Consider the following 24,976-nt stretch of genomic DNA (forward strand, 5'->3'; position numbering starts at 1 on the left):
TAAAATTTAGTATGAAAAAGATTTTGCTCATCTGGGTATTATTTATAGGAAGCCACATATCATATGCCCAATATCAGGGTGAATGGAGAGCCCAACTGGCCACTGAATATGGTACAGGTACCAATCTGTTTGGTATGGGGTTGCTGAGTGAATATTTTATAATCGATAGGCTTTCAGTTGTACCCAGTATTATGGTTTTATTACCTGAAACGGGTAAAGCTACTAATTTACATGTAGATGCCCGTTATTATTTCAATGAGGGTACTTCCCAGTTATATGGTTTACTGGGATTTAACTATTATCGAAGGAGACTGGAATTTGCTGGTGAAAATGATAATCTGATTCAGAGTCCTGGGTTAAATGTTGGGGGTGGCTACAATTACCGGATTTCAGAGGAATTTTCCCTGGATGCTCAAATTAAATTTCAGCCACAGAATAACAATAATCTGGTTATAGGGGTAGGGATTAATTACCATATTAATTAACTCTCGCTTCTGAATTCATCAGTTTTTTGTGCAGAGGATATGAAACACGTCCTTCTATTTGTAGATTTTATGTATGCGCATACGTGCCTTTATTTTACTTTCGTGAATTTTTAGCCTATTTATCTATAATGGATTTCACATTTATTTGATTTTACTTGTAGCATAAGCCATGAGATAAAATTGGGATAAAAAATTATTTTTTAAAACCCTACAAAAACTATAGGGTAAATGAACTTAAGTAGTATATTTACATTTTTATTATCAGTTCCTATTTAATGCTAATTATATCTTTATGAAATCACTGTTACAGTATAATATTTTGTGGTTAGTGTTCGCGCTATGCCAAATAAATAATTTGGATGCTCAAACCATGATAAAGGGCTTGGTCATAGATTCAGATGCCTTGCCGCTACCAGGCGCTACAGTAGTGATAAAGGGTACCGAGAATTTTGTGATTACGGATGGTGATGGAAAGTTTAATCTCTACTCTGCCCATCCATCTCTTATCCTTCAGGTAAACTATGTGGGCTATAAACTCAAAGAAATACAATTATCCAAAGTACCTGATTCAGAAATATCCATACAATTGGAAGAGGATGCTTTACTGGAAGAAATTTTGGTGACTTCCAGGAGACGTACAGAAACGGCTCAAAACGTACCTATCCCGATCACAGTAGTTGGGGGTCCTCTGATAGCAGATGCTGGAGCTTTTAATGTAAACCGAGTGAAGGAGCTGGTACCATCTGTTCAGCTATACTCTTCCAATCCGCGAAATACCACTTTAAACATACGCGGATTAGGATCTACATTTGGCCTTACCAATGATGGGATAGATCCTGGGGTCGGCTTTTATGTAGATGGTGTTTACTATGCCCGTCCTGCCGCGACCACCCTGGATTTTATAGATGTGGACCAGATAGAAGTTTTGAGAGGTCCCCAAGGAACCTTGTTTGGAAAAAATACTACGGCAGGAGCATTTAATATTACCACCAGACAAGCAAGCTTTACTCCGGGTGCTAATTTTGAGCTGAGCTATGGCAATTATGGATTTATACAGGCAAAAAGTTCGATAACCGGTCCTCTCAGTAAAACCGTAGCCGCTAGACTTTCTTTTTCAGGAACGCAGAGAAATGGGTTAATTGAAAACGTGGTTACAGGTAGAAGTGTAAATGATCTGAACAATCTGGGTGTGAGGGGGCAGATATTATTCATACCAACGGATAAAGCCACTATTACCCTTTCTATGGATGCATCCAGCCAACGTCCGGATGGGTATGCCCAGGTGGTAGCAGGTGTAGCACCCACATTAAGACCTGAATACCGCCAGTTTGATCAGATTATAGCAGACCTAGGCTATTCTTTGCCAAGCAGAAACGCATTTGACCGGGTCATAGATCATGATACGCCATGGCGCTCCAACCAAAACTTGGGAGGTATATCTTTAAACGTTGACTTTGAAATAGGTTCTGGTACACTGACCTCTACGTCGGCCTGGAGATACTGGGATTGGGATCCATCCAATGACCGTGATTTTACTGGGTTGCCGGTTTTAAGCTTATCACAGGCCCCTTCCAAACATAGACAATGGTCGCAGGAAATTAGGTATGCAGGGAGTTTTCTACCGGGAGTATCTGGTGTGGTAGGAATATTTGCTTTAGGTCAGGATCTATGGTCAGATCCATATCATTCTGAAGAGTCTGGATCTGCACAGTGGAGGTTTTCCCAAAATACTACCAGTCCTTTATGGCAGACACCAGGTCTTTTTGAAGGCTATGGTATTAGGACCACCAATAGACTTGAGTCTTTCAGTGGGGCTGTGTTTGGTCAGTTGGATTGGGCCATTACAGACCGGCTTCATTTATTACCAGGTTTGAGATATAATTATGATGACAAAAAGGTAAATTATCTCCGCCAGACTTACGGCGGACTTCAAACGGAAGATCCAGCGCTGATTGCCCTACAACGGGCAGTTTATAATGATCAGGCATTTGATGTAAGTGTTGATGATTTTAATTTATCCGGTCAAATAACCTTGTCTTATCAGGCTAGGTATAATATCAATACCTTTGCTACCTATTCGACCGGTTATAAGCCTGTAGGATTAAATTTAGGAGGTTTGCCTTCAGCAGGCGGAAGCCCGCTATTAGAACTAGCAGTAATCAGACCTGAAGCTGTTCAGCATTTTGAGCTTGGAATCAAATCAAATCCCACTACAAATTCTACTTTGAATTTTACCGTCTATAATACTGATATTAAAGATTATCAGACCATCGTTCAAACGGCCGAACTGGGGGTAAATCGTGGGTACCTTTCCAATGCTGAGCGTGTCAGGGTAATGGGAGCGGAGCTGGACGCCAATATCAAGATTAACAAAAACATCTCTTTCTATGGAGGTCTGGCCTATACGGATGGTATTTATGTTTCTTTTGCCAATGCTCCTGTACCGCTCGAAGAAACTGGTGGAGACGTAGCTTTTAAAGATATATCTGGCGAGGATCTTCCGGGTATATCGAAATTTGCGGGGTCTATTGGTGGTGAAATTTCACGGTCAGGTACATTATTTGAGAAGAAAGGAAAAACATTTTTTGCGTATGATGTATACTATCGGTCATCCTACTCTTCCAGTCCTTCTCCGTCACAGTATTTAATGATAAATGGATATGCTTTAACCAATATGAGGGCTGGTTTTAGGGCAACAGAAGGTACTTCCTTTATATTTTGGGTACGCAATCTGTTTGATGTAAATTATTTTGAGATGCTCCTACCAGGTGCGGGCAACGCAGGACATTATGCCGGTGTGCTCGGGGATCAGAGAACCTTTGGTATCACGATCAGGCATGTCATGTAGAAAAAATAGAATCTTTGTACTACTATTTTTTAATATTATAATCCCGATAGTTGATGTTTTAGCTATCGGGATTAATAGGTATTGTAGTTTTTTTGATGGCTCCGTGCTAATATAATTTTCACGTGTAGGTTAACTATTATAAAATGAAAAAGAGGCTGTCTCATAAGTAGGGACAGCCTCTGTTTTTTCGGGTCGGTATCTGAGTCAATTTTGATACAGTTAAGTTTCAGGCCCTTGAACTGTTTTATAAGACAGCCTTTTATAAATATAGATGATGGTTCTAATTAATTAAATATTTCATTTCTTAGAAACTGCTGACTGAAATCAAAAGCTTTAATATTTTCTATTACTTTTTTGAGAACAGCTTTGAATCGTATTTCACTTTCGATCATTTTAATGATTTTTTGTAAATATCCAATGGCAATATGTTGGTCTTTTTGGTAGTATTTGAAAACGTAAGTATCCAGATCCGCTTGGTAGGTCAGGCCCACCTCTTTGGGATTTCCCAGACTGATGATGCCATTGAATAGTCCTTTTAATGCCGCTGCTTTCCCTGAAAGACTAAATCCGATAACTGTATATTGCTTACCCGCTTCAGGATGACCGACAAAATCAAATGTCTTAGTTGTACGTAGATCTATAAATTCACAGCTATCCATAATTTCTAGCACTGATAAACTGCCGATCGATAGATCTGAATTCTTGGATATGCTTTGAAAAGCAAAATTATCCTGAGCTGAAGGTATGGATTGAATAGACATAATACTAACTTTTAATAGTGAATAATAAAGGATGTAGCTAATGCTTTTTCAAAAGTAAAAGGAAATAATTTATTATCCTAACAACCCTATAATATTTATAGGGTTTGTAAAGACTTCCTAATATCAACTATGATATAGCAGGCTACAAGCTAGCCTCCATCATTACTTGTTTTTGATAAGAATTCGGATTATTAAATTAACAATATCGCTTTTTTGTAGTTAGAGAAGAAAGTTTTAATCTAAAAAACAAATAATCATGTCGAATTTAAAAGTAGCAATTATTTATTATACCAGTACAGGTGCAAATTACCAAATGGCCTTATGGGCCAAGGCGGGTGCAGAAGCAGCCGGTGCGGAAGTAAAAGTTCTAAAGGTTAAAGAGACAGCACCTATGCAAGCCATTGAAAGCAATGAAGCCTGGAAAACTACTTATGAACGCCTCAAAAATGAACCTGAAGCCAGTATGGATGATCTTGAATGGGCTGATGCCATCATTTTTAGTGCACCTACAAGATATGGCAGCATCTCTTCACAGTTTCAGTCATTTTTTGATCAGACCGGTGGCCTGTGGGCCCAAGGCAAACTGGTAAATAAAGTAGTAAGTGCCATGAGTTCTGCACAAAATCCTCATGGAGGTCAAGAATCCACCGTTTTGGCCATATATAAGAATATGTGTCACTGGGGGGCTGTTTTAGCACCAGTGGGCTATACAGACAACACAGTATTTGGGGCTGGAGGTAACCCATACGGATGTACAGCTACTGTAAGTATGGATGGACAGATCAAGACCGAAAACCTGGAGCCAGCCGTGATTCATCAGGCTAAACGAACAGTACAAATAGCTCAAGCGTTAAAGATAGGCCTGAATGGTTAATTTCTTTTCCGATTAGAAGTAAGGACCCGATTTCAGTTATAGATTGACTGCTTTTGGTTCTTACTTCTTTCTATTATTTATATGTCAGTTGGAGGCTATCTTATAATGATTATTGTCCTATAAGTTTATTAAGGATGGGATGTTTATTTCTTTTTGACTTATTATTCAGTTTCAGTTTTTCGGAAAGATAGGTGCATAGACCAATTTATTGATTGCCAAAGATCAATTTATGTGCAATAGATTACTTTTAGCTATATATTAAGTACCCAAATGTGTACATTATTCCATCATTACATATATAAGTTTAAAGCCTGTAGGCATGATATAATCTTAATTACCCACTATCTGTTATGTCTTTGATTTCAAAACTTCCCGCCCAGGGCACTTCAATATTTACCATCATGACCCATCTGGCTGAAGAGCATAATGCTATAAATTTAGCACAGGGATTTCCTGGATTTCCGTGTGATCCCCATCTAACTGATTTAGCAGCCCATTATATAAAAGAAGGGAATAACCAATATGCCCCGAGCATCGGAATACCTGTGCTAAGAAAAAGAATATCCCAAATGGCTGAACTAATGCATGGGGTATTTTATAAACCAGAAACGGAGATTACTATAACATCAGGCGCTACGGAAGCATTATATGTAGCCATTACTGCTGTGGTAAAGACCGGTGATGAGGTGATCATCATGGAGCCCGCTTACGACGCGTATGGTCCATCGGTAAGGCTTAATGGGGGCGTTCCTGTATATGTCCCATTGGATGAAAATGATTTTTCTATCGATTGGGATAGATTAGAAGGAGTCATAAATGAAAAGACCACATTGATTATAGTAAATACTCCCCATAATCCTTCCGGATATGTATGGAAAAAAGACGACGTGGACCATTTAGCCAAGATCATTAGTGATAAACCTATATTTGTTATCAGTGATGAAGTATATGAGCATATTGTATTTGATAAAAAGGAGCACTATTCTTTAATGAGAAATCCGATACTTAGGGATAAAACATTTATTTGCAGCTCGTTTGGTAAAACCCTTCACGTAACAGGATGGAAAATAGGTTATTGCCTGGCCCCTGAAAAGATGAGTAAAGAATTCAGAAAAATACACCAATATATAGCCTTTAGTACGGCCACCCCGCTCCAATATGCTATAGCTGCATACCTTGATGACGATAGTAAATATTTAGAACTTTCTGCTTTTTATCAGAAAAAGCGAGATATATTTTGTGAGGGTTTAAAAGCTTACACACCTTTTAAATTTACCCCTGCGGAAGGAAGTTTTTTCCAGACAGTGAGCTATAGGCATCTTTCTACTGAAAATGATTTTGATCTAGCTGTCAGGTTAACCAAAAAAGCAAAAGTAGCCTGTATCCCTAATACTGCGTTTTATAAGGATAAATCAGATCTTAAAGTTTTAAGGTTTTGCTTTGCCAAAGATGAAGCCGAGCTGGAACTTGCGATAAGTAGGCTCTCCTATGCTGTGTTTTAGTATACTTTTCAATCCATCCCTAAACTTAGTACTTCTTCTTTAAACCTATGTTTATATATCAGATGGTTGATATCCTTAAGTTCTTTAGAGACATCATTGCCTGCCTTTTCTAATTCTATAAGGTTATTTCTATAGCGGGAAAAGGAAGCTATAGCATTTGGACGATCCTTTAATCTTAGATATAGCATTCCTGCTTCTTTATCGAGCAGGGTCATTTTAGATACAGATAATTTTTCGGCCTTCTTCAGGAAATCCAGTGCGAGCAGATTAGACTCTCTTGTATTGGAGGTTTTTCTGAAAATATGGGAAAGTAAAAGGTAGTCTTCTTCTGTAGCAAGATTTTGTTTATATAATTTGTCTACCAATGATAGGGAATAATCATAATTTTTAAGGTGATATTCCTGCCAGGCATTATAGCTTATGGTGCTTGAGATGGTGGCCAGATATTCTTCTGGACTGTTTTCTTCGCCTATAAATTGAGAAGATAGATAACGCTGTGTAATATCGAAAGCATCATTGTTTTGCTCCATGGTATATTTGGCCCCGATGTTGTCCAGGATCGCACCTGAGATAAACTGTGCAGATAGTCCCAGGTCCAGTGCATCATAATACTCAAAGGTAGTCCCATATTTGATATTGCTATGTGCCATCGCAGCAGTAGAGGCTATGGTGACCAGGTTTCCCCACATCATTGCCCTTCGTTCTGCACGTTGCTGCTGTCTTAGGTTCAATAAATTATGATCCAGCACCACATTGGCAACTCTGTTTGCAAGAATTTCAATCAAGTCTTTTTCGGAATTGGTTTCGGCTATCTGGGCTGTGGTAAGTATGATCATTCCATTATCAAATGCAAAAGAATTGGCATCCAATGATTTTAAGACAATAATACTGAAATTGGACGCCTTATCTTTTATTAGATTTTCAGGAAAAATCCTAAACACCAACTGATAGAGGTAATCTATGAGCAGATCATCTTCAAATATTAATTGACTGCTTTTGGCATGCTGGAAATAATCCAGTGCATCGCCATGTAAAATTTGCCTGTTTTCTCTTTCCCATCCGGATTTTTTAAAGTCCGCTCCCCTGTACTCAAACCAAATCTGCTCCCAGAATTTATAAGGTTTGGGGACTAGCTGGATCCTATCCTCCGATATATATCTGTCTCCTTCTGTCCCAGGCACATAATATTGGAGCTTTTTTGAATTGGTAAGCTTCATGCCGTATACAGGTATGGTGTCTCCGATTTCAAATGGGGGTACTGGTTTAATTACCTGGCCCATATGGTATTTCTGGGCTTCAGCTAAAGAAGTGAACAGGAAAACTACTATTATCAGGCTCAATAAATTTTTCATACAGGTCCATTTAGTTTTACTAAAATAACAAAAAATACGTTTCATTTAATATAGGTATAGTTATATTTTAATTATTTAATTGTAAAATTTTTTAAAATGCAATTTTAGAACTAATATGGATTTTTAGTCTAACACGGTATGATAGTATTATATCTGCATTTGATTCATATCATACTGACAATTATTGCTTAACCACTTAGCCTTATCAAAAAATGGAGAGAGAATAAATTCAAATGAGATAGGTGCATGTATTTTACTCTATAAATTTGGTAGGGTTTATTGGTTGGTATTGATTTTTCATTTACATTTGAAACCGATAGATACTATTCTTTATTAGTTTGATGGAAAAATATACTCTGAAATTAAAGCAGGTCCCTGGGTGGGTAGTATTGTCCCTTGTAGGATTATTACTGGTGTTTTTAGTGAATAATTTTTATACATTGGGTATTGCTGCCCTTTCCAATATGGATCATGAGATGTTTTTATGGTTTTTATTAGTGGGTTTTGTAGCACAAACGATAGATGGAGCATTGGGGATGGCTTATGGTGTGAGTTCAAATTCCATACTTTTGGGAATAGGTATTCCGCCTGCTGTAGCCAGTGCATGGGTGCATTTTGCTCAGGTTTTTACCAGTCTGGCTTCAGGCCTTTCCCACTGGAAACTTGGTAATGTACAATGGTCCCTAGCCAAGCGCCTGCTCATACCCGGTGTGCTGGGTGCCATAGTAGGTGCCTACTTTTTATCCAATGTAGATGGCAATGTTATAAAACCTTTTATAGCGGTTTACCTGATGATTATGGGCATCATTATTCTTTTAAAGGTGATCAAGAATAAAAAGAAAATATTTAAGGCAGACAGTAAAAGTTTGCCATACCTGGCTAGCCTTGGGGGATTTGCTGATGCGGTAGGAGGTGGGGGCTGGGGCCCTATAGTAAATTCTACTTTGTTAAGCAAAGGGCAGCTGCCACGTTTTGCTATAGGGACAGGTAATTTCGTAGAGATCTTTGTTTCACTGGCAAGTGCCAGTACTTTCTTGTTTTTTATTAAAGAGTTGAGTTTAGCACCCGTTTTAGGCTTGATATTGGGGGGGGTGATTGCCGCTCCATTTGCTGCCTACATTTGTAAAAAGCTAAACCCGCGTATTCTTTTGGCATTCGTAGGTATTTTGATTATCTTTTTAAGTTTAAGGACTTTTTATTTAACATTGTAATTATTAATTGGAATGGCAGTTATACCATTCCAACGATAGATGTTTACCAGTTTTTCAGTTTTTCGTAAACCTTGTGCACAGGCAGTCCCATCACGGTATAGAATGAACCCTCCATTTTATTCACCGCTACATAACCTATCCATTCTTGCACCCCATAAGACCCTGCTTTGTCAAAAGGGTGATAACGATTGATATAATATTCTATCTCGGCATCCGAAAGGTGGGCAAAGTGTACTTCTGTGATATCATCAAAACTTATTTTTTTGGTCAGGTCTCTCATGCAAACGCCTGTGATGACGGTATGTTTTTGGCCTGACAATGCTTTAAGCATTAGATGAGCTTCATGGGTATTGATCGGTTTTTCGAGTATGCTGTTTCCGATCAGCACCACCGTATCAGCGGTAATTAATAGATCGTTTTTTGATAACGAAAATGCATCCGCCTTTTTTTCCGCCAGGTATATGGCTATTTTAGTATGATCCAAATCAGGAGGATAACTTTCATCAGTATCTTTTACCAATACTTCAAAATCGATATCCAGACCTTTAAGCAGATCTTGACGGCGCGGTGATTTGGAACCCAGTATAATGTTATTTTTCAGGGAAATCATTTGGCAGCTGTTTTTTTCTTGGTAGAGAATATTCCATAGGGGAAATCAAAATCTTCAGGGAGTACTGATCCGAATATCAAACCGGAAAGTGCTTTGGGGTAAAAGTAGGTAGATTTTTGCGGCATTAAATATCCGCTTTCACAGACTGATATGACTTCTCTCATAGATATTTCTTTGGTAATGATCCCAAAATCTGCCTGACCTGTAGAAATTTTAAAATGGCATCTGCTCAGATTTCTTTCATAGTCCAGGCTGTCAGAAAATCTTTGTTCGGCAAGTGGTATTCCAAGAATCTTTTCTATGAAGAAGTAATGTAATACGGTGAGGTCCAGATTTTTGATGGCATCAGGAAGATCGTGGCCATAGTTGTTTATCTTCTCAGGTTTGAGTCTGATTTTATAGGCACTATTTTTAAATACCAGTCCAAACGCCCACTTTTTATGAATGATCAGTTCACCTATCTCCTGAGGATCGTCCAACGGTCTGATGATAAAGTCTTCATCAAGCTTAGTGATGATTTCTTCTTCTGACAACGCTATATACTGAAAAAGCCGGTGAGTAGGCAGTATTCTTAGGTCCTTTGCCTCTGTATTGGTAAGGTACATCATATGATAATTATATGATTCCTCTCCGGTATGGGATGGATTCTGCTCAGACATTTCTTTTTGGTAAGCGAGCGCTCCTTCATACCGGTGGTGGCCATCTGCCAGGATTATAGTATTACCGGCTATTTTTTTGATGAATTTGGCGATGATCTTTGCATCATGGATGACGCCCAGTTTTTCCCGTATGCCTTGGTAATCTTCTATATCATAAATGGGAGCAGAGATGGCTTCATCCATGTATTGCTCCAGATCAAAATCAATATCGGTATACAGACCATGTGTAGGACTGGACTGAAAGCCTGTCTCTTTTAAAAGATTGATCCGGTCATTTACCGCTTTAGCTATGGTGTTTTCATGCCTGAGAATTATTTTTTCACTCCAGTCGTATGCTTTAATATTGATGATAAATCCTTTTCTGCAATGCTCTTCATCCAGTCCGGGAAGTCTGAAGTATTGGTAGTAGACATATATACCGGGTATAGGATCCTGAAGGATGACCTTATCTTCCTTCCAGGATTTCAGCGTTTTTTTTGCTTCCTGAGCTGGATTTTCTCCTTTCGGTACGGATAAATGAATGCTGTTTTTTGGATTTCTATATAAAGCTTCTCTTTGTTTGGTAGAGACCACATCAAAGAGGGGAGATGTGAGATCTTCTATTTGTTCATTCAAAGCTGCATTATACCTCCAGGCCTTGATAGGTAATATTTCAGCCATTGTTAAGTCTTTTGGTCCAATTAGTAGTGGCTTTGTATTCCATCGATTCTACTTGTTTTGATTTTGGGTTATTTGTTTCAGATAGGAATACTCCTGCTGCTGCCAAGATATGCAATTCGTCTGCTGAAAACGCTTCGTCCAGCATATCAGGAGTAAAGTATTTTTCTACAAATTTGGTGTCAAAATCTCCTTTTACAAAAGCATCGTGCTTTAATACAAATTTACAAAAGGGCAGGGTGGTTTCTATTCCTGTGATCCTGTAATCATTTATGGCCCGGACCATCCTATCGATGGCACTCTGTCTGGTTTCTGCATGGGTGACCAGCTTGGCTATCATAGGATCATAATAAATGGGGATGTCCATATTTTCTTCAAAGCCATCATCTACCCTTATTCCTGGTCCTTGCGGTCTTTGGTAAGTAATAAGTTTACCGATATCTGGCAGGAAATTATTTCTGGGATCTTCAGCATACACCCTTACTTCTACCGAATGTCCATGAATATGGAGGTCTTCCTGCCTAAAAGAAAGTGGCTTCCCTTCAGCTATCAGGATCTGTTCCATCACGAGGTCTTTACCTGTAATCATTTCTGTAACTGGATGCTCCACCTGAAGCCGGGTATTCATTTCCAAGAAATAAAAATCAAGATTTTCATCTACTATAAATTCCACCGTACCTGCCCCATAATAGTTACAGGCTTTGGCTACAGCTATAGCAGCCTGTCCCATTTCATTTCGTTTTTCTTCTGTGATGACAGAAGAAGGTGCTTCCTCTATGACTTTTTGATGCCTTCTTTGTACCGAGCATTCTCTTTCAAATAAATGGACAATATTTCCATGCTGGTCACCGAGTACCTGTATCTCTATATGCCGGGGAGAAGTAATGTATTTTTCTATAAAGACGGCCCCATCACCAAATGCAGATACCGCTTCACTGATTGCCCTTTGCATTTGTTCTTCAAATTCTTCTTCATTTTCCACTATACGCATCCCTTTTCCGCCCCCTCCAGCACTGGCTTTGATCAGAATGGGGTAGCCTATAGCTGCTGCTGTTTTTTTAGCTTCAGCGATATCTGTTATAGCCTCTTCTGTACCCGGCACCATGGGTATGTTATATTTTGAGACTGCCTGCTTGGCAGCCAGTTTGTTGCCCATGATTTCTATGGCCTGAGGTGAGGGCCCTATGAATATCAATCCGGCTTCTGAGACCTTTTGCGCAAATCCTGCATTTTCGGACAAAAACCCATATCCGGGATGAATCGCATCCACACCCATTTCCTTACATAGGGATATGATTTTATCACCTAAAAGATAGGATTGGGCAGAAGGAGGAGGGCCTAAGCATACAGCTTCATCAGCGTATCTGACATGTAGACTGTTTCTATCTGCTTCACTGTACACAGCCACTGTCTGGATGCCCATTTCGCGTGCCGTTCTCATTACCCTCAGACTGATTTCGCCCCGATTGGCTATTAAAATTTTATTGATTTTGTTCATTTATAGAAGGTAAAAATTAGCATACTTGATGAATTACACGAATTAAAGAAAATATATCGAACTATGGAAAGATTATTTGAATTGTAAGCTTTTTTTTGCAGTGTAAGGTAATTGTATTAGTTTTGAGGGTTTTAATGAAGCTGAAAGCTTTGTACACTTGTAACACCAAACCTTATTATCGCTTTGGATATATTTGAGAAATTAAATACCAATCTTGGCCCTTTGGGCAAGCATTCGGAATTGTCAGAAGGTTATTTTATGTTTCCTAAGCTGGAAGGGGAAATAGCACCTAGAATGAAATTTAAAGGTAAAGAAGTCCTGACCTGGAGCTTAAATAATTATTTAGGATTAGGTAATCATCCTGAGATAAGAAAAGCAGATGAAACAGCAGCTGCCAGATGGGGTGCAGCATATCCTATGGGCGCCAGGATGATGTCCGGTAATACAGACCTTCATGAGCAGTTGGAAAGTGAGCTGGCTGATTTTGTAGGCAAAGAGAAGGCTTATTTATTAAATTACGGCTATCAGGGCATCATGTCGGTAATAGATGCATTAATCGACCGCAAAGATGTGGTAGTTTATGATAGTGAATGCCACGCCTGTATCATAGATGCCTTAAGAATGCATATTGGTAAAAGGTTTGTTTTTCCTCATAACGATATCATTAGCTTTGAAAAGCAACTTCAAAGGGCTACCAAGCTTACCAATGAAACCGGAGGAGGAATTCTTGTCATCACCGAAGGCGTATTTGGCATGACCGGTGATATGGGGAGGCTGGCAGATATTGTAGCTTTGAAATCAGACTATGAGTTTAGATTATTGGTAGATGATGCCCACGGTTTTGGGACTATGGGTGAAACTGGTGCTGGAGCAGGTGAAGCCCAGGGCTGCCAAGACAAAATAGATTTATATTTTTCTACATTTGCGAAGTCTATGGCAAGTATTGGTGCTTTTATTGCAGGAGATACTAAAGTCATCCATTATCTGAAATATAATATGAGGAGTCAGATTTTTGCAAAATCGCTTCCGATGTTATTAGTGGAGGGGGGGCTCAAAAGGCTGGAGCTGTTGAGATATAGACCGGAATTGAAAGCAAATCTCTGGAAAGTGGTTAATGCCCTACAAAATGGTCTAAAAGATAAGGGTTTTAGTATAGGCAATACCAATTCCCCTGTCACTCCGGTAGTATTAAATGGGACTGTAGGTGAGGCAGCTACTCTGAGTAAAGACTTAAGAGAACATTATAATATATTCTGTTCTGTGGTTATTTACCCGGTAGTACCCAAAGGTATGATCATCTTAAGACTGATTCCTACAGCTGTCCATACGCTAGAAGATGTGGCTGAAACTATCTCGGCTTTTGAGGCAGTAAAGGAAAAATTATCTAGCGGATATTATAAAAAATCAGCATTGGCAATGTCTTTTGGCGAATAAATATGATCAAAAAATTCGCCTATACTGTTGTTTTATAAACATTTTACCTATATTGAACGAAAAATTAAACATATCATCAACCAAAAATTAATTTTTATTATGAACAGATTTAGTGAAATCAAAGATCTAGTACTTGGAATGGAATCTGATTTTGAGAAATTTTATGACAAAAAAAATCAGGCTGCAGGTACAAGAGTAAGAAAAGGTATGCAGGATCTTAAGAATTTAGCTCAGGATATTCGTAAAGAAGTTCAGGATATCAAAAATACTGAAGGCTAAAAAATATAAAAGAGGTGATCGGTTTGGTCACCTCTTTTAATTTGACTTAAGGAAAATCTTATCTAAAACCTTCCTAGGAGGGTTTTTTGAATTTTATCAATGCTTGTTCTATCTGACTGGAAAGTTCCTCAGAAGCCCTTAACAATGGTAATCTAACTTGGTCTCCGCATATATCTAAATGCCTCAATAAATTCTTTATACCTACAGGATTACTTTCGGCGTACATAAGCGGGTTTATATCTAGTAGACTATAGGTTGCCTTCCTGGATGTTTCGACATCTCCATGGCTTATTTGTCTGAAGGTGTTCGGAAAGGCATTGGCTAAGACTGATATAATCCCATCTCCTCCCAGGGAGATAAGTGCGGTGGTGAGCAGATCATCTCCCGAGATTACCAAAAAATCATTATCCTTGTTAGCTAAAATTTGCATGCACTGTTCCAAGTTGCCACTGGCTTCCTTTATTCCGATTATATTGGGATGCTTGGATAGGGCAAGGGTAGTGGCAGCAGTAAGATTTGACATGGTCCTGCCTGGTATATTATACAAGATCAACGGCACAGGGGAATGATCCGCTATTTTTTCATAGTGAGTGATAATCCCCTTTTGTGAAGGTTTACTATAATATGGGCTAACTGAAAGTATAGCATCTACCCCTTCAAAGTCAGTGTCCTTAAGTTCATCCAAAATCGATTGGGTATTATTTCCTCCTATACCATATACCACCGGTAGTCTTCCATTGTTGACTGCTAATACATGGGCCAGCACTTTCCGTTTTTCAACTTTGGAAAGTGTAGCGGTTTCGCCAGTAGTACCCTGTATTACCAGATAGTCCACCCCTCCCTCTATGAGATAGTTGATGAGATGCTCAGATGCTGGATAATCTATCGTAAAGTCTTCTTTAAAAGGAGTGATTAATGCCACACCTGTACCTTTAAATCTACTCATTATGTTTGTTTTGAATTTTATTGTAGCAAATATCTAGAACTTTCTTTTACCACCAAAAAGTAGGGGCATGTTCAGTGTAGTTTTTTATAGTATTTTATGAGATGCTCTATGTTCTGCGCCAATGGTAAAGCTTCCCTTTCCATCATAAGGTCAAGGATTTTTTCATGGTCTTCATGATAGAAACCAATCCTAGCTACCCCATCCATCATCTTCAAAAAATGAGCTGTAAGAGGATCTATCCAGTTATGGGTAACTACTATTAAATCAACCGGTTTCTCCAAAATGGTTTTGATTTTGGATTTAGGGCGGCCCAGTAAGTTGAAATCACTGTAGTCATAACACTCATATGCCGGGTTATTTTCCCTATAAATATAGGTTATATTGATAGTGAATTCACAAATCCCGATTATGGTTTGTGTGGACAGTGATGAAATTTCTTCATTTTCAGACAGTATAGTTATGTTGCATAATTGATGATAGGGCACTAGCTTTTTGCTTTTATTATTCTTTCTTTTCGAAAGTTTTAGTAAGATGAAGAAATCCTTAACCCATTTCATACCTCTAAATTAATATAAATATTGGTGAAAAGGTTAATATCAACTATGAGGTTGACCGCTATCATTCCAAAAAACCAATGGGTGTAAGCATAAGTTCCTGATCCATTTCAAATCGCACCAGTCTGTATACAAAATAAAGGTATGGTGTACACCATCCAGTGGTTCATTTATACTATATCCATCACCTATCTAACATCTTGATAAACGCTTCTTCTGAAATCATAGGTATATTTAAGAGGTGGGCTTTATTTTTTTTACTGGGCCCCATATTTTTTCCGAATATGATAAAGTCTGTTTTTGAAGAAACACTGGTTTGTAGCTTTCCTCCATTACGGTGTATGTATATGGCCAAGTCATCTCTATCCAATTGCTGAAATGATCCAGAGAGTATGATTTTTCTATCTACTACCAAATTAGTTTTATGGTTTAAAAATAAAGTGCGATCATTAAGATAGGTGAAGTTCCTATTAGCTAAGCTCTTAGGAAATACAGCGTTAGCCGGCATGTGTTTCGATGAATGCATAAATGGAGTGACACCAGTCTGAGAAATGCTTCCCATTTTAAAGCCAAAATGGTCTACCAAATTTGATAGGCCGGATAGCTGAAAATCATTCATTAGCGCCAGGGCAATTTGAGCACATACTACAGAGTCGCTCAATGCATGGTGATGATCTAGTTTCAGATCATAATATCTGGCCAGAGAGCTTAACTTATAGTTTTTTAAAGGGAGCCCCACCTTACGGAAGATCTGAAGGGTACATCCGTAGGTGATTTCAGGAAAGGGCAGCTGGTAAGCAGATAAAGCATACCTTAGGACCGAAAAGTCAAATGATGCATTGTGTGCCACCATTTGTTTCCCATGGATCTTATCTTTTATCCTTGACCATACTTGATCAAATGTGGCTGCGTCTTCTACCTGAGCTTCAGTAATGCCATGAACGCATTGATTGATAGCATCAAAATAAAATGGGGTAGGCTTAATGAGGTGATACTCCTGGTCCACTATCTTCATGTTTTCTACATAGGTTAATCCTATGGCGCATGCACTTTCGCGACACCTGTTTGCTGTTTCGAAGTCTATTGCAATAAAATCCATAGTTTATTCTACCATATTTAGAAACGCCTCTTCTGAGATTAAAGTAATATTCAATTTTTGTGCTTTTTCTTTTTTGCTTGGACCCATATCTTCACCTTCTATGATGAAATCTAATCCTTTAGACACAGATTTGGAATATATGCCCCCGTGGGATTCTATAAAGGTAATGATCTCGTCGCGCTTGAAATGATGAAGTTTACCGGATGCCAATATTTTTTTCCCTGCTAACCGATAGCTGACCAGTTCTTTATCTGTTTCCTGAATTTCAAATTTCAATCCATGTGCTTTTAATTTATGGATGGTTTCTACGTTTTTGTCATTTGTAAAAAATTCTTTTAGGCTGCTCACAAGTGTTTCTCCTACACCATTTATTTCCAACAGAGCTTCAGATGAGGCGGCCATCAGATGATCTATGTTTTTAAAGTTTTCTGCAAGAAGTTGGGCTGTGTTTTCTCCAATGTTTCTGATGCCCAATGCAAATAACACTTTTTCAAACGGCTGTTGTTTAGAGGCCTCTATACCTTCCAGCATATTATTGACGACGCCTTCCTGAAATGTATTACCTTTTAGTCTTTTGATTTTTTCTTCCACGTAAGTAGGAATTTCTTCAGGATATTTCAGCATTACTTCATGGACAGAGTTTTGTTTCAGCGAGATGTCTGAAAATTCTTTTACGTTTTCTGTTTCAAAAATTACAGCTAGGACTATAGGTAAGGGAATGAAATCCTCAATAGGGTCATATAAATGCTGGCTAAGCAAACTTAGTAGGAGAGATAATGCTTTTTTATTCACAGCTGAATTCTTACCCACTCCTTTCAAATATTGGCTGAATTTTGCCAATCTTTCATTTTGTTCCACTCCTTCGTTTTCAGACAGGAAAGTGGCGATATCATTTAACGGTATACCTTTAATAATGGCATAAAGTGCTTTTTTGACGGATACATACAGGTGCCCGTCACTGTCTTTGTAATATTGGTCATTGTTCACTTCCAGTCCCAAAAGCTGTGCTTTTTTGGAAGGCAATTCATAAATATCTGCTGGGCTTATGATAAAATGCTGTTCGATAAGGGCTCTTATTCTTTCGGTACCCATACTATCGATATCCATAGCCCTTTTATGGACAAAATGCTCCATCCTTCCCAGCAGCTGTGGGGGACATGTTTCTGAATTGGGGCAAAAGTGCTTGGCTTCTCCCTCGTTTCTGACCAATGTGGTACCACATTCAGGGCATTCTGTTATATAGGAAATTGGTTTTGCTGCTGGGTTTCTTTGCTTTAAATCTATCCCGGTGATCTTTGGGATGATTTCCCCTCCCTTTTCGACATGTACAGCATCACCTTCATGAAGGTCGAGTCTGAGGATTTCATTGGCATTGTGCAGAGATGCTCTCTTTACAGTAGTCCCGGCGAGAGAAACTGGTGTCAGGTTTGCTACAGGTGTAATGGCCCCTGTCCGCCCTACCTGATAGCTGACAGACAGTAATTTGCTGACTGCACTTTCCGCCTGGTATTTATAGGCGATGGCCCAGCGCGGGATTTTGGCTGTAAATCCCAATTCTTCTCTTTGATTGTAATCATTGATCTTCAATACCACTCCATCAGTATCGAGTGGGAGTTCATGTCTTTTATCACGCCATGCTTCTATATATCTGAGTACAGACTGGATGTCTGAACAGTTTTGATAGGAAGGAGACACATTAAAGCCCCATTTTTCCAGCAAAGATATGGCAAGATCGTGCCTTTCTACTCCGGGGGCATCTGTTAGCAGCTGATAAAAATAGCAGTTAAGCCTTCTTTTGGCCACAATCCCGCTGTCCTGCATTTTGATGGTGCCAGATGCTGCATTGCGAGGGTTTGCCAAAAGCGGTTCTCCGAGTTTTTCCCGAGCCATATTCAGTTTCACAAATTCCTTACGGGGAAGGAATATTTCCCCCCTTACTTCAAATGAATCCGGTACATCTTCTCCGGTAACTGATAGTGGTATGTTGCGGATAGTACGGATGTTTTCTGTGACATTGTCTCCTTTATAGCCATCTCCACGGGTCACTGCTCTGACCAGTTTTCCGCCTTTGTATACCAGACTGATGGCAACACCGTCAAATTTCATTTCACAAAAATAGGTATAGTCCCTATGGCCCAATCCCTTGGCGACACGCTCGTCGAACGCTATCAATTCGTCTTCAGAATATGTATTGCCTAAAGAAAGCATTCGTGTATTATGGGCAACGGTTTCAAAATTTTTGGTAACTGTACCGCCTACCCGCTGACTGGGGCTGTCCGGATCTAAAAGGTCAGGGAAAGCTGTTTCGAGAGCAATCAGTTCTTCCATTAACTGATCGAACTCCAAATCGGAAATTTCACTTTGATCCTCTTGATAATACAGATGGTTATAATAATTGATCTGTTCGGTAAGCATGGCGATACGTAGCTTTGCTTCGTGGTGATCCTTAAATGCTGGTGTCATATCTTCTTTCTGAAAACCCAAATTTACTCCATTTGGAATAAATATGGACCCGAGGGGCTGATTCTTGTTTAATTTTGTTCCTAGCTGGCAATAGTTTGATATATTTGCCCTCCCAAATTAAAACTATGAATAAAAAAGCAGATATAGAAAGGAAAATATTGGAAGAAGCATATCAGCTGTTTTTAGCCAAAGGCTATAAAAATACTACTATGGATGATATAGCCCAAAAGCTAACGATGAGTAAGAAGACATTATATAAATATTTTCCAGGTAAATTCGAGTTACTATCTGCAGCATTTGACCTACTGAAAACCAGGCTTTCTATACAAGTTGATACTGTTATCGGAGACCAGCATAAGCCATTTGCTTTAAAATTAAAATCATTTTTGGCTACCATAGCCAGCCATCTTGCGCCCATTAATGCGGAACTTTTGGCCGATTTAAGAATACATGCTCCAGAAATTTGGGAGGAAATGCAGGTATATATAAGGGAATCCGCTTTTTTGCGTTTTCAGAAATTGATAGAAGAGGGGATAGAAAATGGTTTTATAGCCCCTAATGTTAATAAAACAATGGTAGTACTCGTATATGCCTCTGCCATACAATATATCATTGATCCCAGGTTTTTGGCCCAGTTTCCCCATCAGATGATGGAAGGTTTTGTGGCCAAGCCAGCCGAGATATATGATCAGGTGATCTCTATCATATTTGAAGGTATATTTACAGAATCTTCTAGAAATGACTATAGAAATGCCTGAGGTTAGCCTTCCTTATCTGGCCTGAAACGCATCGCCTGTGGATATGGAAAGGCGTGGATTAATTGGCCGCCTTTGATTTTGGCCTGAATGCTCTGCCAAAATGATGGGTCAAATAGATCTTTATGATATTCCTGAAAGTAAGTTTTCACGTCTTTTCGGCCTATCATAAATTTTTTGAAATCTTCTGGAAATACATCATTTTTGGCTATATCATACCAAGGTTGGGAAGCGTATATTTGTTCATATGTCTCCGCTTTTGGTTTTTCCCGAAAATTCATATCTGTAATAAATTCTATTTCGTCATAGTCATAGAAGATGACCCTTTGCTGACGTGTCACCCCAAAATTTTTGGTCATCATGTCTCCAGGAAAAATATTGGCTTTTGCCAGCTGGATAATTGCTTCACCGTATTCTTCTACAGCAATTTTGGCTTCTTCGAAAGTACACCTTTCCAGGTACAAGTTCAGCGGGATCAGTCTCCTTTCCGTATAAAGATGCTTTATTAGAAGATGTTTTTCTGTAAAGACCAATAGTGAATTACAATAATGCTTTAATTCTTTTAATAGATCAGGGTGGATTCTATTGAGAGGAAAAAGAAAGTTTTCAAATTCATGCGTATCCGCCATTCTACCTACCCGGTCGTGAAGAGATACGAGTTTGTATTTTTCTTTTACTTCCGCTTTGGTCATATTTTTTGGTGGCTCAAAATGATCTTTTATCATTTTAAATACAATATTGTAAGAAGGTAAAGTAAATACAGTCATTACCATACCTTTAATCCCTTCTGCAGCAACAAATTGGTCTTTACTCTGATTAAGATGGTCCAGATAGTCACGGTAAAACTCAGTCTTGCCATGCTTATTGAACCCTATGGCATTGTATAGTTCATAGACCCGTTTATGTGTGATCACTGAATTCAGAAAAGCCACTACCTGTGCAGGAATGTCTGTCTGCACCATAAAATAGGATCTGGTATAACTGAATATCGCACTCATCAAATTGGGGTCAAATATCAATGTGTCTACATAGATACCCATCTCATCATGCATAAATGGAATGATAAAGGGCATCCACTTACCACCCAAATAAGTTCTCCCTATAAGGTAAGCTGCTTTGTTACGATAAAACACGCTTTTTATCACCTGGGTAGTGGTTTCCTCAGTAGCTGTATACCTGCTGAGAATCACTTTACGGACAGACTGTACCAAGAACTGTATGTCTTTTTCTTTTTCATAATAAGGGACATTAAAATCAAAATCATCTATAATCTGCCTGATGATTTTCTGCAAACCCCATGTGGCAGGATAGTTATAAAAGAGGTTGTCATTTGAATGTAATTCACATGCAGTATACCCCTCGTGAACAAACATTAACGAATCGTCTACAGAAAACTGGCGGATCGTCTTTCTGATGGTGCTGTTAAAAAAAGATTCGGCCAGTTCTATGTCCTTTCTATTACAGACCTGTTTAGAAAATTCTTTTTTTATCTTATGCCACGCATTGTGGCTATAGACCATTTCTCCTAGGGTAGTCTTACATTTAAATACGGTATCATTTACTACATCTTTATAAAGCCGTAACCTTTGGCGGTGGTTGTTTTGAACACTGTCCCAGTCCCGGTCTCTGAAAAGCTTAGGTGCCAGGCCTGTCAAAGCATTGAATTGATCAATGTAAGTAATATAGCCCTCCAATATCAGATTTACTGTTTGCTTCAGCTGTGTGGTGTCCATGCCAATAATTTTTTGCAATATATAGTATTATAGAGCAATGCGGAAAAGGGGGTATCAAATAAATAGTACTTATATAATCACATGTGTTTAAGTGGTTGATATTAAGACACCTTTTGGATTTTGTTATGTGTTTTTATAGTCTAAATACTAATATCAAATAGGCATTTTGTGCTGATTTTGATTTGAAATTTTTACTCATTTTATAAAGAGATAAAATTCTTTGCAATCGATTGTTTGAGCTTAAAGAAATAATCTTTACCTTTCTGCCCAGTTATTCAATCGATTGGATAAATGACAATAGGTTTAATAGGTTTGATAGAAATCAAAAAAGGTCAGGACGATGTTCGGACCTTTTTTTATCTCGTCAAAGTAAATTTATCATAAGTTATTTTTACTATAAAGCCGGTGAATAATTGGTAATATGATTGATGTGACAATTTTTTTTGATTCTGGTATAGGGCTGTTTTATCATTTATGAAATAGTCCTTTTCGTTCTAAAGTTATCTCAAAAAGCATTTTTATTGGTTTATTATGAAAAATGATTTCCAGAAAAAAACAAATGATAATATAATCTACTAAGCTTTTTTCGTATTTTCAGCACTTTAATAGATGCTGATATATCTAAAAGTCTATGATTCATTCGAATAGGAAATATTTAAATGTGTTGCTTATTAGTCTATACCTATTGTCAGCCTGTGGAGCAGATCCAGAAGCCGGTACTGTTGAGGAAGTGACTGATAATTCTCCCTCACAGATGCAGATCATGCAGATGGGCATTCAGAAACTTCCCCAATGGATAGACCACTGGGAAATGCAGGGAAGGGAGTTCACTAAAACCGGTTTTGAAATAGAGCAGGAAGTCCAGTATGAACCACTGGAACTTCCTGAAGAAAATAGCATGGGAAGTGGGTATCCTCTTAAGAAATACCAAATCTTGCACCCGGAAGACAGAGGGGTCATAGACATATATGATTATAAAGTAGAGATAGACTCTGCAGGTAAAGTAGACCTTAACCCTGACGGAGAAGTTTCTTATTTCAGGTCTAATGGTATGAAGGAGAGGTTACTTTTTATAGGACCTGCAGGAGTGTTTGAAGATGCTGTATGGATTACAGGAGAACACTTATTGGTAGCAGGCCATTTTCAGGATGATGAAAAATTCACACCTAAACTTTGGTTGGTGATCCCGGATAAAAACGTCTATATTCAATACAAAAATCCATTTGAAACCTCGGAATATAAACCTGAAAGCTATCTTCGGAAAAAAATGACGAACCTTTCTTTTAATGAATGAAATTAGCCGATGTTATTAAAAGGCTGGAAAGAAATCTGCAACAGCCTCTTCCGGGAAAAGAAGGTCAGTTGATCATGGCTCCCAGGCCGCTTGACCATGCCCGGTTTTCATATGAGAAAAAGGATGGGGCTAGGAAAGGCGCTGTTTTGATATTATTTTACCCAAGAGAGGGAGGAAGTGCTGTCCCTTTTATCAAAAGGCCGGTATATACAGGTGCTCACAGCGGGCAGGTTTCATTTCCCGGAGGTAAATGGGAAGAAAGCGATCCCGGTCTGGAGTATACTGCGATACGTGAAACAGAGGAAGAAATTGGGATAGATAAATCTAAAATTCAGGTATTTGGTGAACTTTCAGATTTATTTATTGAACCCAGTAATTTTTTGGTATCACCTTACCTTGGGTTTATGGAAGAAATCCCTGATTTTCAGCCAGATCCACGGGAGGTCACACGGATCATAGAGTGTGACTTTAGCTACCTGATAGATAAAAATATCAGAAAGCGCAAAATGATGGAAGCCCGAAATGTTCCTAAAATGGATGTCCCATACTTTGATATAGACCAGGAAATTGTGTGGGGTGCTACTGCCATGATGCTTAGTGAATTAATGACGATCTGGGAAAGGATTTAAATACCCACTCTAACCTTTTATCTCAATGGCTTGTGCTTTAGGCCCATTTAGAGTAATTATGTGATCTAATCAGATTAATATGCAAGAACATACCCCCTTGATTACAAATGACGCCGTTGTTTTAGGAATATTATTGGCCATATTGGCTCTTGTTTTTTCAACTTCTGCCAGTAAGTCTATATTCTGGACCAAATTTTACAGAGTAGTTCCTTCTATTTTACTCTGTTATTTTATTCCTGCTTTGCTAAATTCATTTGGTTTGATATCGGGTGAGTACAGTAGGCTATATTCCATGGCCTCGCAGTATTTATTGCCTACCTCGTTGGTCCTATTGACATTGAGTATAGATTTTAAGGGTATATTAAAACTTGGACCCAAAGCACTTATCATGTTTTTGGCAGGAACTTTAGGGATAGTATTAGGAGGTCCCCTGGCCGTTTTGATCATATCTACCTTTGCTCCTGAAGTAGTAGGGGGAGCTGGACCTGATGAGGTATGGAGAGGTTTAGCTACCATAGCGGGTAGTTGGATAGGCGGGGGAGCCAATCAGGCAGCGATGTTGGAGACCTTTGGGGCCAGTCCTGCGCTGTTCAGCCAGATGATCGCCGTGGATGTATTGGTAGCCAATGTTTGGATGGCTGTGCTATTATATTGGGCAGCTAAGCCTGAAGTAATAGATAAACTGTTTAAAGCAGATAGCTCTTCGATACATGAGCTACAGGATAAAGTAGAGAAATACAGGGCGGGGATTATGAAAATCCCCACAATGGCCGATACGATGAAAATATTCGGAATTGGCTTTGCCATTACTGGTTTTGCCCATTTAGTGGCGGATAATTTAGCACCTTTTATAGGAGAGAATTACCCCGTATTAAAGCAGTATTCTCTGGATAAGACGTTTTTTTGGATAGTGATTGTAGCTACTACCGGAGGATTGATTCTTTCTTTTACTAAAGCCAGGAATCTAGAGGGAGCAGGAGCGTCTCGTTTGGGATCAGTACTTTTATACGTACTTGTGGCCACCATAGGGATGCAGATGGATCTGATGGCTGTTTTCGATAATCCTACCCTTTTTCTGGTAGGCATGGTATGGATGCTGATGCATATCATGATTATGCTTATAGTAGCCTATTTTATCAAGGCACCCTTCTTCTTCGTAGCAGTGGGATCACAGGCCAATGTCGGGGGTGCTGCTTCTGCTCCCATCGTGGCTTCTGCCTTTAACCCTTCCTTGGCTCCTGTGGGGGTATTATTAGCCGTGTTAGGTTATGCAGTGGGTACTTATGGAGCTTATTTGTGCGGACTCTTGTTACAGCTAGTATCTACTAATTAA

General features: G+C 38.8%; 21 protein-coding genes. 11 read left to right on the plus strand and 10 right to left on the minus strand.

What is annotated here, in order from left to right; genetic code table 11:
• Window positions 1-11: 11 nt before the first annotated feature.
• Window positions 12-485 (plus strand): porin family protein, encoded by a 474-nt coding sequence (locus EL17_RS22755; RefSeq protein WP_051720097.1) that lies wholly within the window; start codon window positions 12-14, stop codon window positions 483-485.
• A 370-nt stretch (window positions 486-855) separates the two neighbouring features.
• Entirely contained in the window at window positions 856-3,333 is a 2,478-nt protein-coding gene (locus EL17_RS17705) for a TonB-dependent receptor (RefSeq protein ID WP_240486016.1), read from the plus strand.
• 284 nt (window positions 3,334-3,617) lie between these two features.
• Here the strand turns inward: EL17_RS17705 and EL17_RS17710 are convergent, their stop codons facing one another.
• Window positions 3,618-4,094 (minus strand): hypothetical protein, encoded by a 477-nt coding sequence (locus tag EL17_RS17710; RefSeq protein WP_035077088.1) that lies wholly within the window; start codon window positions 4,092-4,094, stop codon window positions 3,618-3,620.
• Window positions 4,095-4,350: 256 nt separating this feature from the next.
• Between EL17_RS17710 and wrbA the strand changes: the two genes are divergently transcribed.
• Window positions 4,351-4,968 (plus strand): NAD(P)H:quinone oxidoreductase, encoded by a 618-nt coding sequence (gene wrbA, locus EL17_RS17715; RefSeq protein WP_035077090.1) that lies wholly within the window; start codon window positions 4,351-4,353, stop codon window positions 4,966-4,968.
• A gap of 350 nt (window positions 4,969-5,318) precedes the next feature.
• A complete protein-coding gene (locus tag EL17_RS17720) occupies window positions 5,319-6,470 on the plus strand; it encodes a methionine aminotransferase (RefSeq protein WP_035077092.1) in 1,152 nt (383 codons plus the stop codon).
• An 8-nt stretch (window positions 6,471-6,478) separates the two neighbouring features.
• Here the strand turns inward: EL17_RS17720 and EL17_RS17725 are convergent, their stop codons facing one another.
• Window positions 6,479-7,822 carry a hypothetical protein gene (locus tag EL17_RS17725; RefSeq protein WP_035077093.1) on the minus strand — a complete coding sequence of 448 codons (1,344 nt, stop codon included), beginning with the start codon at window positions 7,820-7,822 and terminating at the stop codon, window positions 6,479-6,481.
• 341 nt (window positions 7,823-8,163) lie between these two features.
• Here EL17_RS17725 and EL17_RS17730 point away from each other — a divergent pair, with 341 nt between their 5' ends.
• Window positions 8,164-9,033, plus strand: a complete 870-nt coding sequence (locus EL17_RS17730) for a sulfite exporter TauE/SafE family protein (protein ID WP_035077095.1) — start codon at window positions 8,164-8,166, stop codon at window positions 9,031-9,033.
• Window positions 9,034-9,076: 43 nt separating this feature from the next.
• Here the strand turns inward: EL17_RS17730 and EL17_RS17735 are convergent, their stop codons facing one another.
• The 3 genes from EL17_RS17735 to accC are packed head-to-tail and all read right to left on the minus strand — an operon-like array spanning window position 9,077 to window position 12,457.
• Window positions 9,077-9,643 carry a Maf family nucleotide pyrophosphatase gene (locus EL17_RS17735; protein WP_035077097.1) on the minus strand — a complete coding sequence of 189 codons (567 nt, stop codon included), beginning with the start codon at window positions 9,641-9,643 and terminating at the stop codon, window positions 9,077-9,079.
• The gene (locus EL17_RS17740) at window positions 9,640-10,962 is read right to left on the minus strand and encodes a DUF1015 domain-containing protein (protein WP_035077099.1); all 1,323 of its coding nucleotides are present in this window, start codon (window positions 10,960-10,962) and stop codon (window positions 9,640-9,642) included. Before EL17_RS17740 ends, EL17_RS17735 begins: the two co-directional genes overlap by 4 nt.
• Window positions 10,955-12,457: an acetyl-CoA carboxylase biotin carboxylase subunit gene (gene accC / locus EL17_RS17745; RefSeq protein ID WP_035077101.1), complete on the minus strand. Its 1,503-nt coding sequence runs from the start codon at window positions 12,455-12,457 to the stop codon at window positions 10,955-10,957. Before accC ends, EL17_RS17740 begins: the two co-directional genes overlap by 8 nt.
• A 183-nt stretch (window positions 12,458-12,640) precedes the next feature.
• Here accC and EL17_RS17750 point away from each other — a divergent pair, with 183 nt between their 5' ends.
• Window positions 12,641-13,891, plus strand: a complete 1,251-nt coding sequence (locus EL17_RS17750; RefSeq protein ID WP_035077103.1) for an aminotransferase class I/II-fold pyridoxal phosphate-dependent enzyme — start codon at window positions 12,641-12,643, stop codon at window positions 13,889-13,891.
• 99 nt (window positions 13,892-13,990) lie between these two features.
• Entirely contained in the window at window positions 13,991-14,170 is a 180-nt protein-coding gene (locus EL17_RS17755) for a histone H1 (RefSeq protein ID WP_035077683.1), read from the plus strand.
• Window positions 14,171-14,243: 73 nt separating this feature from the next.
• Here EL17_RS17755 and dapA read toward each other — a convergent pair whose 3' ends face one another.
• From dapA to ligA, 4 genes are all read right to left on the minus strand, one after another.
• On the minus strand, window positions 14,244-15,116 hold the full coding sequence (gene dapA, locus EL17_RS17760) for a 4-hydroxy-tetrahydrodipicolinate synthase (protein WP_035077104.1): 873 nt from the start codon (window positions 15,114-15,116) through the stop codon (window positions 14,244-14,246).
• A gap of 71 nt (window positions 15,117-15,187) precedes the next feature.
• Entirely contained in the window at window positions 15,188-15,673 is a 486-nt protein-coding gene (locus EL17_RS17765) for a DUF6913 domain-containing protein (RefSeq protein WP_035077106.1), read from the minus strand.
• 181 nt (window positions 15,674-15,854) lie between these two features.
• Complete coding sequence (locus tag EL17_RS22760; protein ID WP_051720099.1) at window positions 15,855-16,769, minus strand: exonuclease domain-containing protein; 915 nt, start codon at window positions 16,767-16,769, stop codon at window positions 15,855-15,857.
• Between the two features lie 3 nt (window positions 16,770-16,772).
• Window positions 16,773-19,232, minus strand: a complete 2,460-nt coding sequence (gene ligA / locus EL17_RS17775) for an NAD-dependent DNA ligase LigA (RefSeq protein WP_035077689.1) — start codon at window positions 19,230-19,232, stop codon at window positions 16,773-16,775.
• A 125-nt stretch (window positions 19,233-19,357) separates the two neighbouring features.
• Between ligA and EL17_RS17780 the strand changes: the two genes are divergently transcribed.
• Window positions 19,358-19,990, plus strand: a complete 633-nt coding sequence (locus EL17_RS17780; protein WP_035077108.1) for a TetR/AcrR family transcriptional regulator — start codon at window positions 19,358-19,360, stop codon at window positions 19,988-19,990.
• Window positions 19,991-19,992: 2 nt separating this feature from the next.
• Here the strand turns inward: EL17_RS17780 and aceK are convergent, their stop codons facing one another.
• The gene (aceK, locus tag EL17_RS17785; protein WP_035077109.1) at window positions 19,993-21,720 is read right to left on the minus strand and encodes a bifunctional isocitrate dehydrogenase kinase/phosphatase; all 1,728 of its coding nucleotides are present in this window, start codon (window positions 21,718-21,720) and stop codon (window positions 19,993-19,995) included.
• Window positions 21,721-22,351: 631 nt separating this feature from the next.
• On the opposite strand from aceK, the gene EL17_RS17790 reads away from it, so the two are divergent.
• The 3 genes from EL17_RS17790 (at window position 22,352) to EL17_RS17800 (ending at window position 24,976) form a co-directional block, all read left to right on the plus strand.
• Entirely contained in the window at window positions 22,352-23,014 is a 663-nt protein-coding gene (locus EL17_RS17790) for a bifunctional isocitrate dehydrogenase kinase/phosphatase (protein WP_164675142.1), read from the plus strand.
• Entirely contained in the window at window positions 23,011-23,643 is a 633-nt protein-coding gene (locus EL17_RS17795) for an NUDIX hydrolase (RefSeq protein ID WP_035077111.1), read from the plus strand. Before EL17_RS17790 ends, EL17_RS17795 begins: the two co-directional genes overlap by 4 nt.
• Before the next feature lie 79 nt (window positions 23,644-23,722).
• Window positions 23,723-24,976, plus strand: a complete 1,254-nt coding sequence (locus EL17_RS17800; protein WP_035077120.1) for a DUF819 family protein — start codon at window positions 23,723-23,725, stop codon at window positions 24,974-24,976.

Origin of the sequence: Anditalea andensis (assembly GCF_000714815.1) — a bacterium.
Taxonomy (GTDB): Bacteria; Bacteroidota; Bacteroidia; order Cytophagales; family Cyclobacteriaceae; genus Anditalea; species Anditalea andensis.

Coding starts and splice junctions, on each gene's coding strand:
- EL17_RS22755 (WP_051720097.1), top strand. CDS start 12: ATGAAAAAGATTTTGCTCATCTGGGTATTATTTATAGGAAGCCACATA.
- EL17_RS17705 (WP_240486016.1), top strand. CDS start 856: ATGATAAAGGGCTTGGTCATAGATTCAGATGCCTTGCCGCTACCAGGC.
- EL17_RS17710 (WP_035077088.1), bottom strand. CDS start 4,094: ATGTCTATTCAATCCATACCTTCAGCTCAGGATAATTTTGCTTTTCAA.
- wrbA (WP_035077090.1), top strand. CDS start 4,351: ATGTCGAATTTAAAAGTAGCAATTATTTATTATACCAGTACAGGTGCA.
- EL17_RS17720 (WP_035077092.1), top strand. CDS start 5,319: ATGTCTTTGATTTCAAAACTTCCCGCCCAGGGCACTTCAATATTTACC.
- EL17_RS17725 (WP_035077093.1), bottom strand. CDS start 7,822: ATGAAAAATTTATTGAGCCTGATAATAGTAGTTTTCCTGTTCACTTCT.
- EL17_RS17730 (WP_035077095.1), top strand. CDS start 8,164: ATGGAAAAATATACTCTGAAATTAAAGCAGGTCCCTGGGTGGGTAGTA.
- EL17_RS17735 (WP_035077097.1), bottom strand. CDS start 9,643: ATGATTTCCCTGAAAAATAACATTATACTGGGTTCCAAATCACCGCGC.
- EL17_RS17740 (WP_035077099.1), bottom strand. CDS start 10,962: ATGGCTGAAATATTACCTATCAAGGCCTGGAGGTATAATGCAGCTTTG.
- accC (WP_035077101.1), bottom strand. CDS start 12,457: ATGAACAAAATCAATAAAATTTTAATAGCCAATCGGGGCGAAATCAGT.
- EL17_RS17755 (WP_035077683.1), top strand. CDS start 13,991: ATGAACAGATTTAGTGAAATCAAAGATCTAGTACTTGGAATGGAATCT.
- dapA (WP_035077104.1), bottom strand. CDS start 15,116: ATGAGTAGATTTAAAGGTACAGGTGTGGCATTAATCACTCCTTTTAAA.
- EL17_RS17765 (WP_035077106.1), bottom strand. CDS start 15,673: ATGAAATGGGTTAAGGATTTCTTCATCTTACTAAAACTTTCGAAAAGA.
- EL17_RS22760 (WP_051720099.1), bottom strand. CDS start 16,769: ATGGATTTTATTGCAATAGACTTCGAAACAGCAAACAGGTGTCGCGAA.
- ligA (WP_035077689.1), bottom strand. CDS start 19,232: ATGACACCAGCATTTAAGGATCACCACGAAGCAAAGCTACGTATCGCC.
- EL17_RS17780 (WP_035077108.1), top strand. CDS start 19,358: ATGAATAAAAAAGCAGATATAGAAAGGAAAATATTGGAAGAAGCATAT.
- aceK (WP_035077109.1), bottom strand. CDS start 21,720: ATGGACACCACACAGCTGAAGCAAACAGTAAATCTGATATTGGAGGGC.
- EL17_RS17790 (WP_164675142.1), top strand. CDS start 22,352: ATGATTCATTCGAATAGGAAATATTTAAATGTGTTGCTTATTAGTCTA.
- EL17_RS17795 (WP_035077111.1), top strand. CDS start 23,011: ATGAAATTAGCCGATGTTATTAAAAGGCTGGAAAGAAATCTGCAACAG.
- EL17_RS17800 (WP_035077120.1), top strand. CDS start 23,723: ATGCAAGAACATACCCCCTTGATTACAAATGACGCCGTTGTTTTAGGA.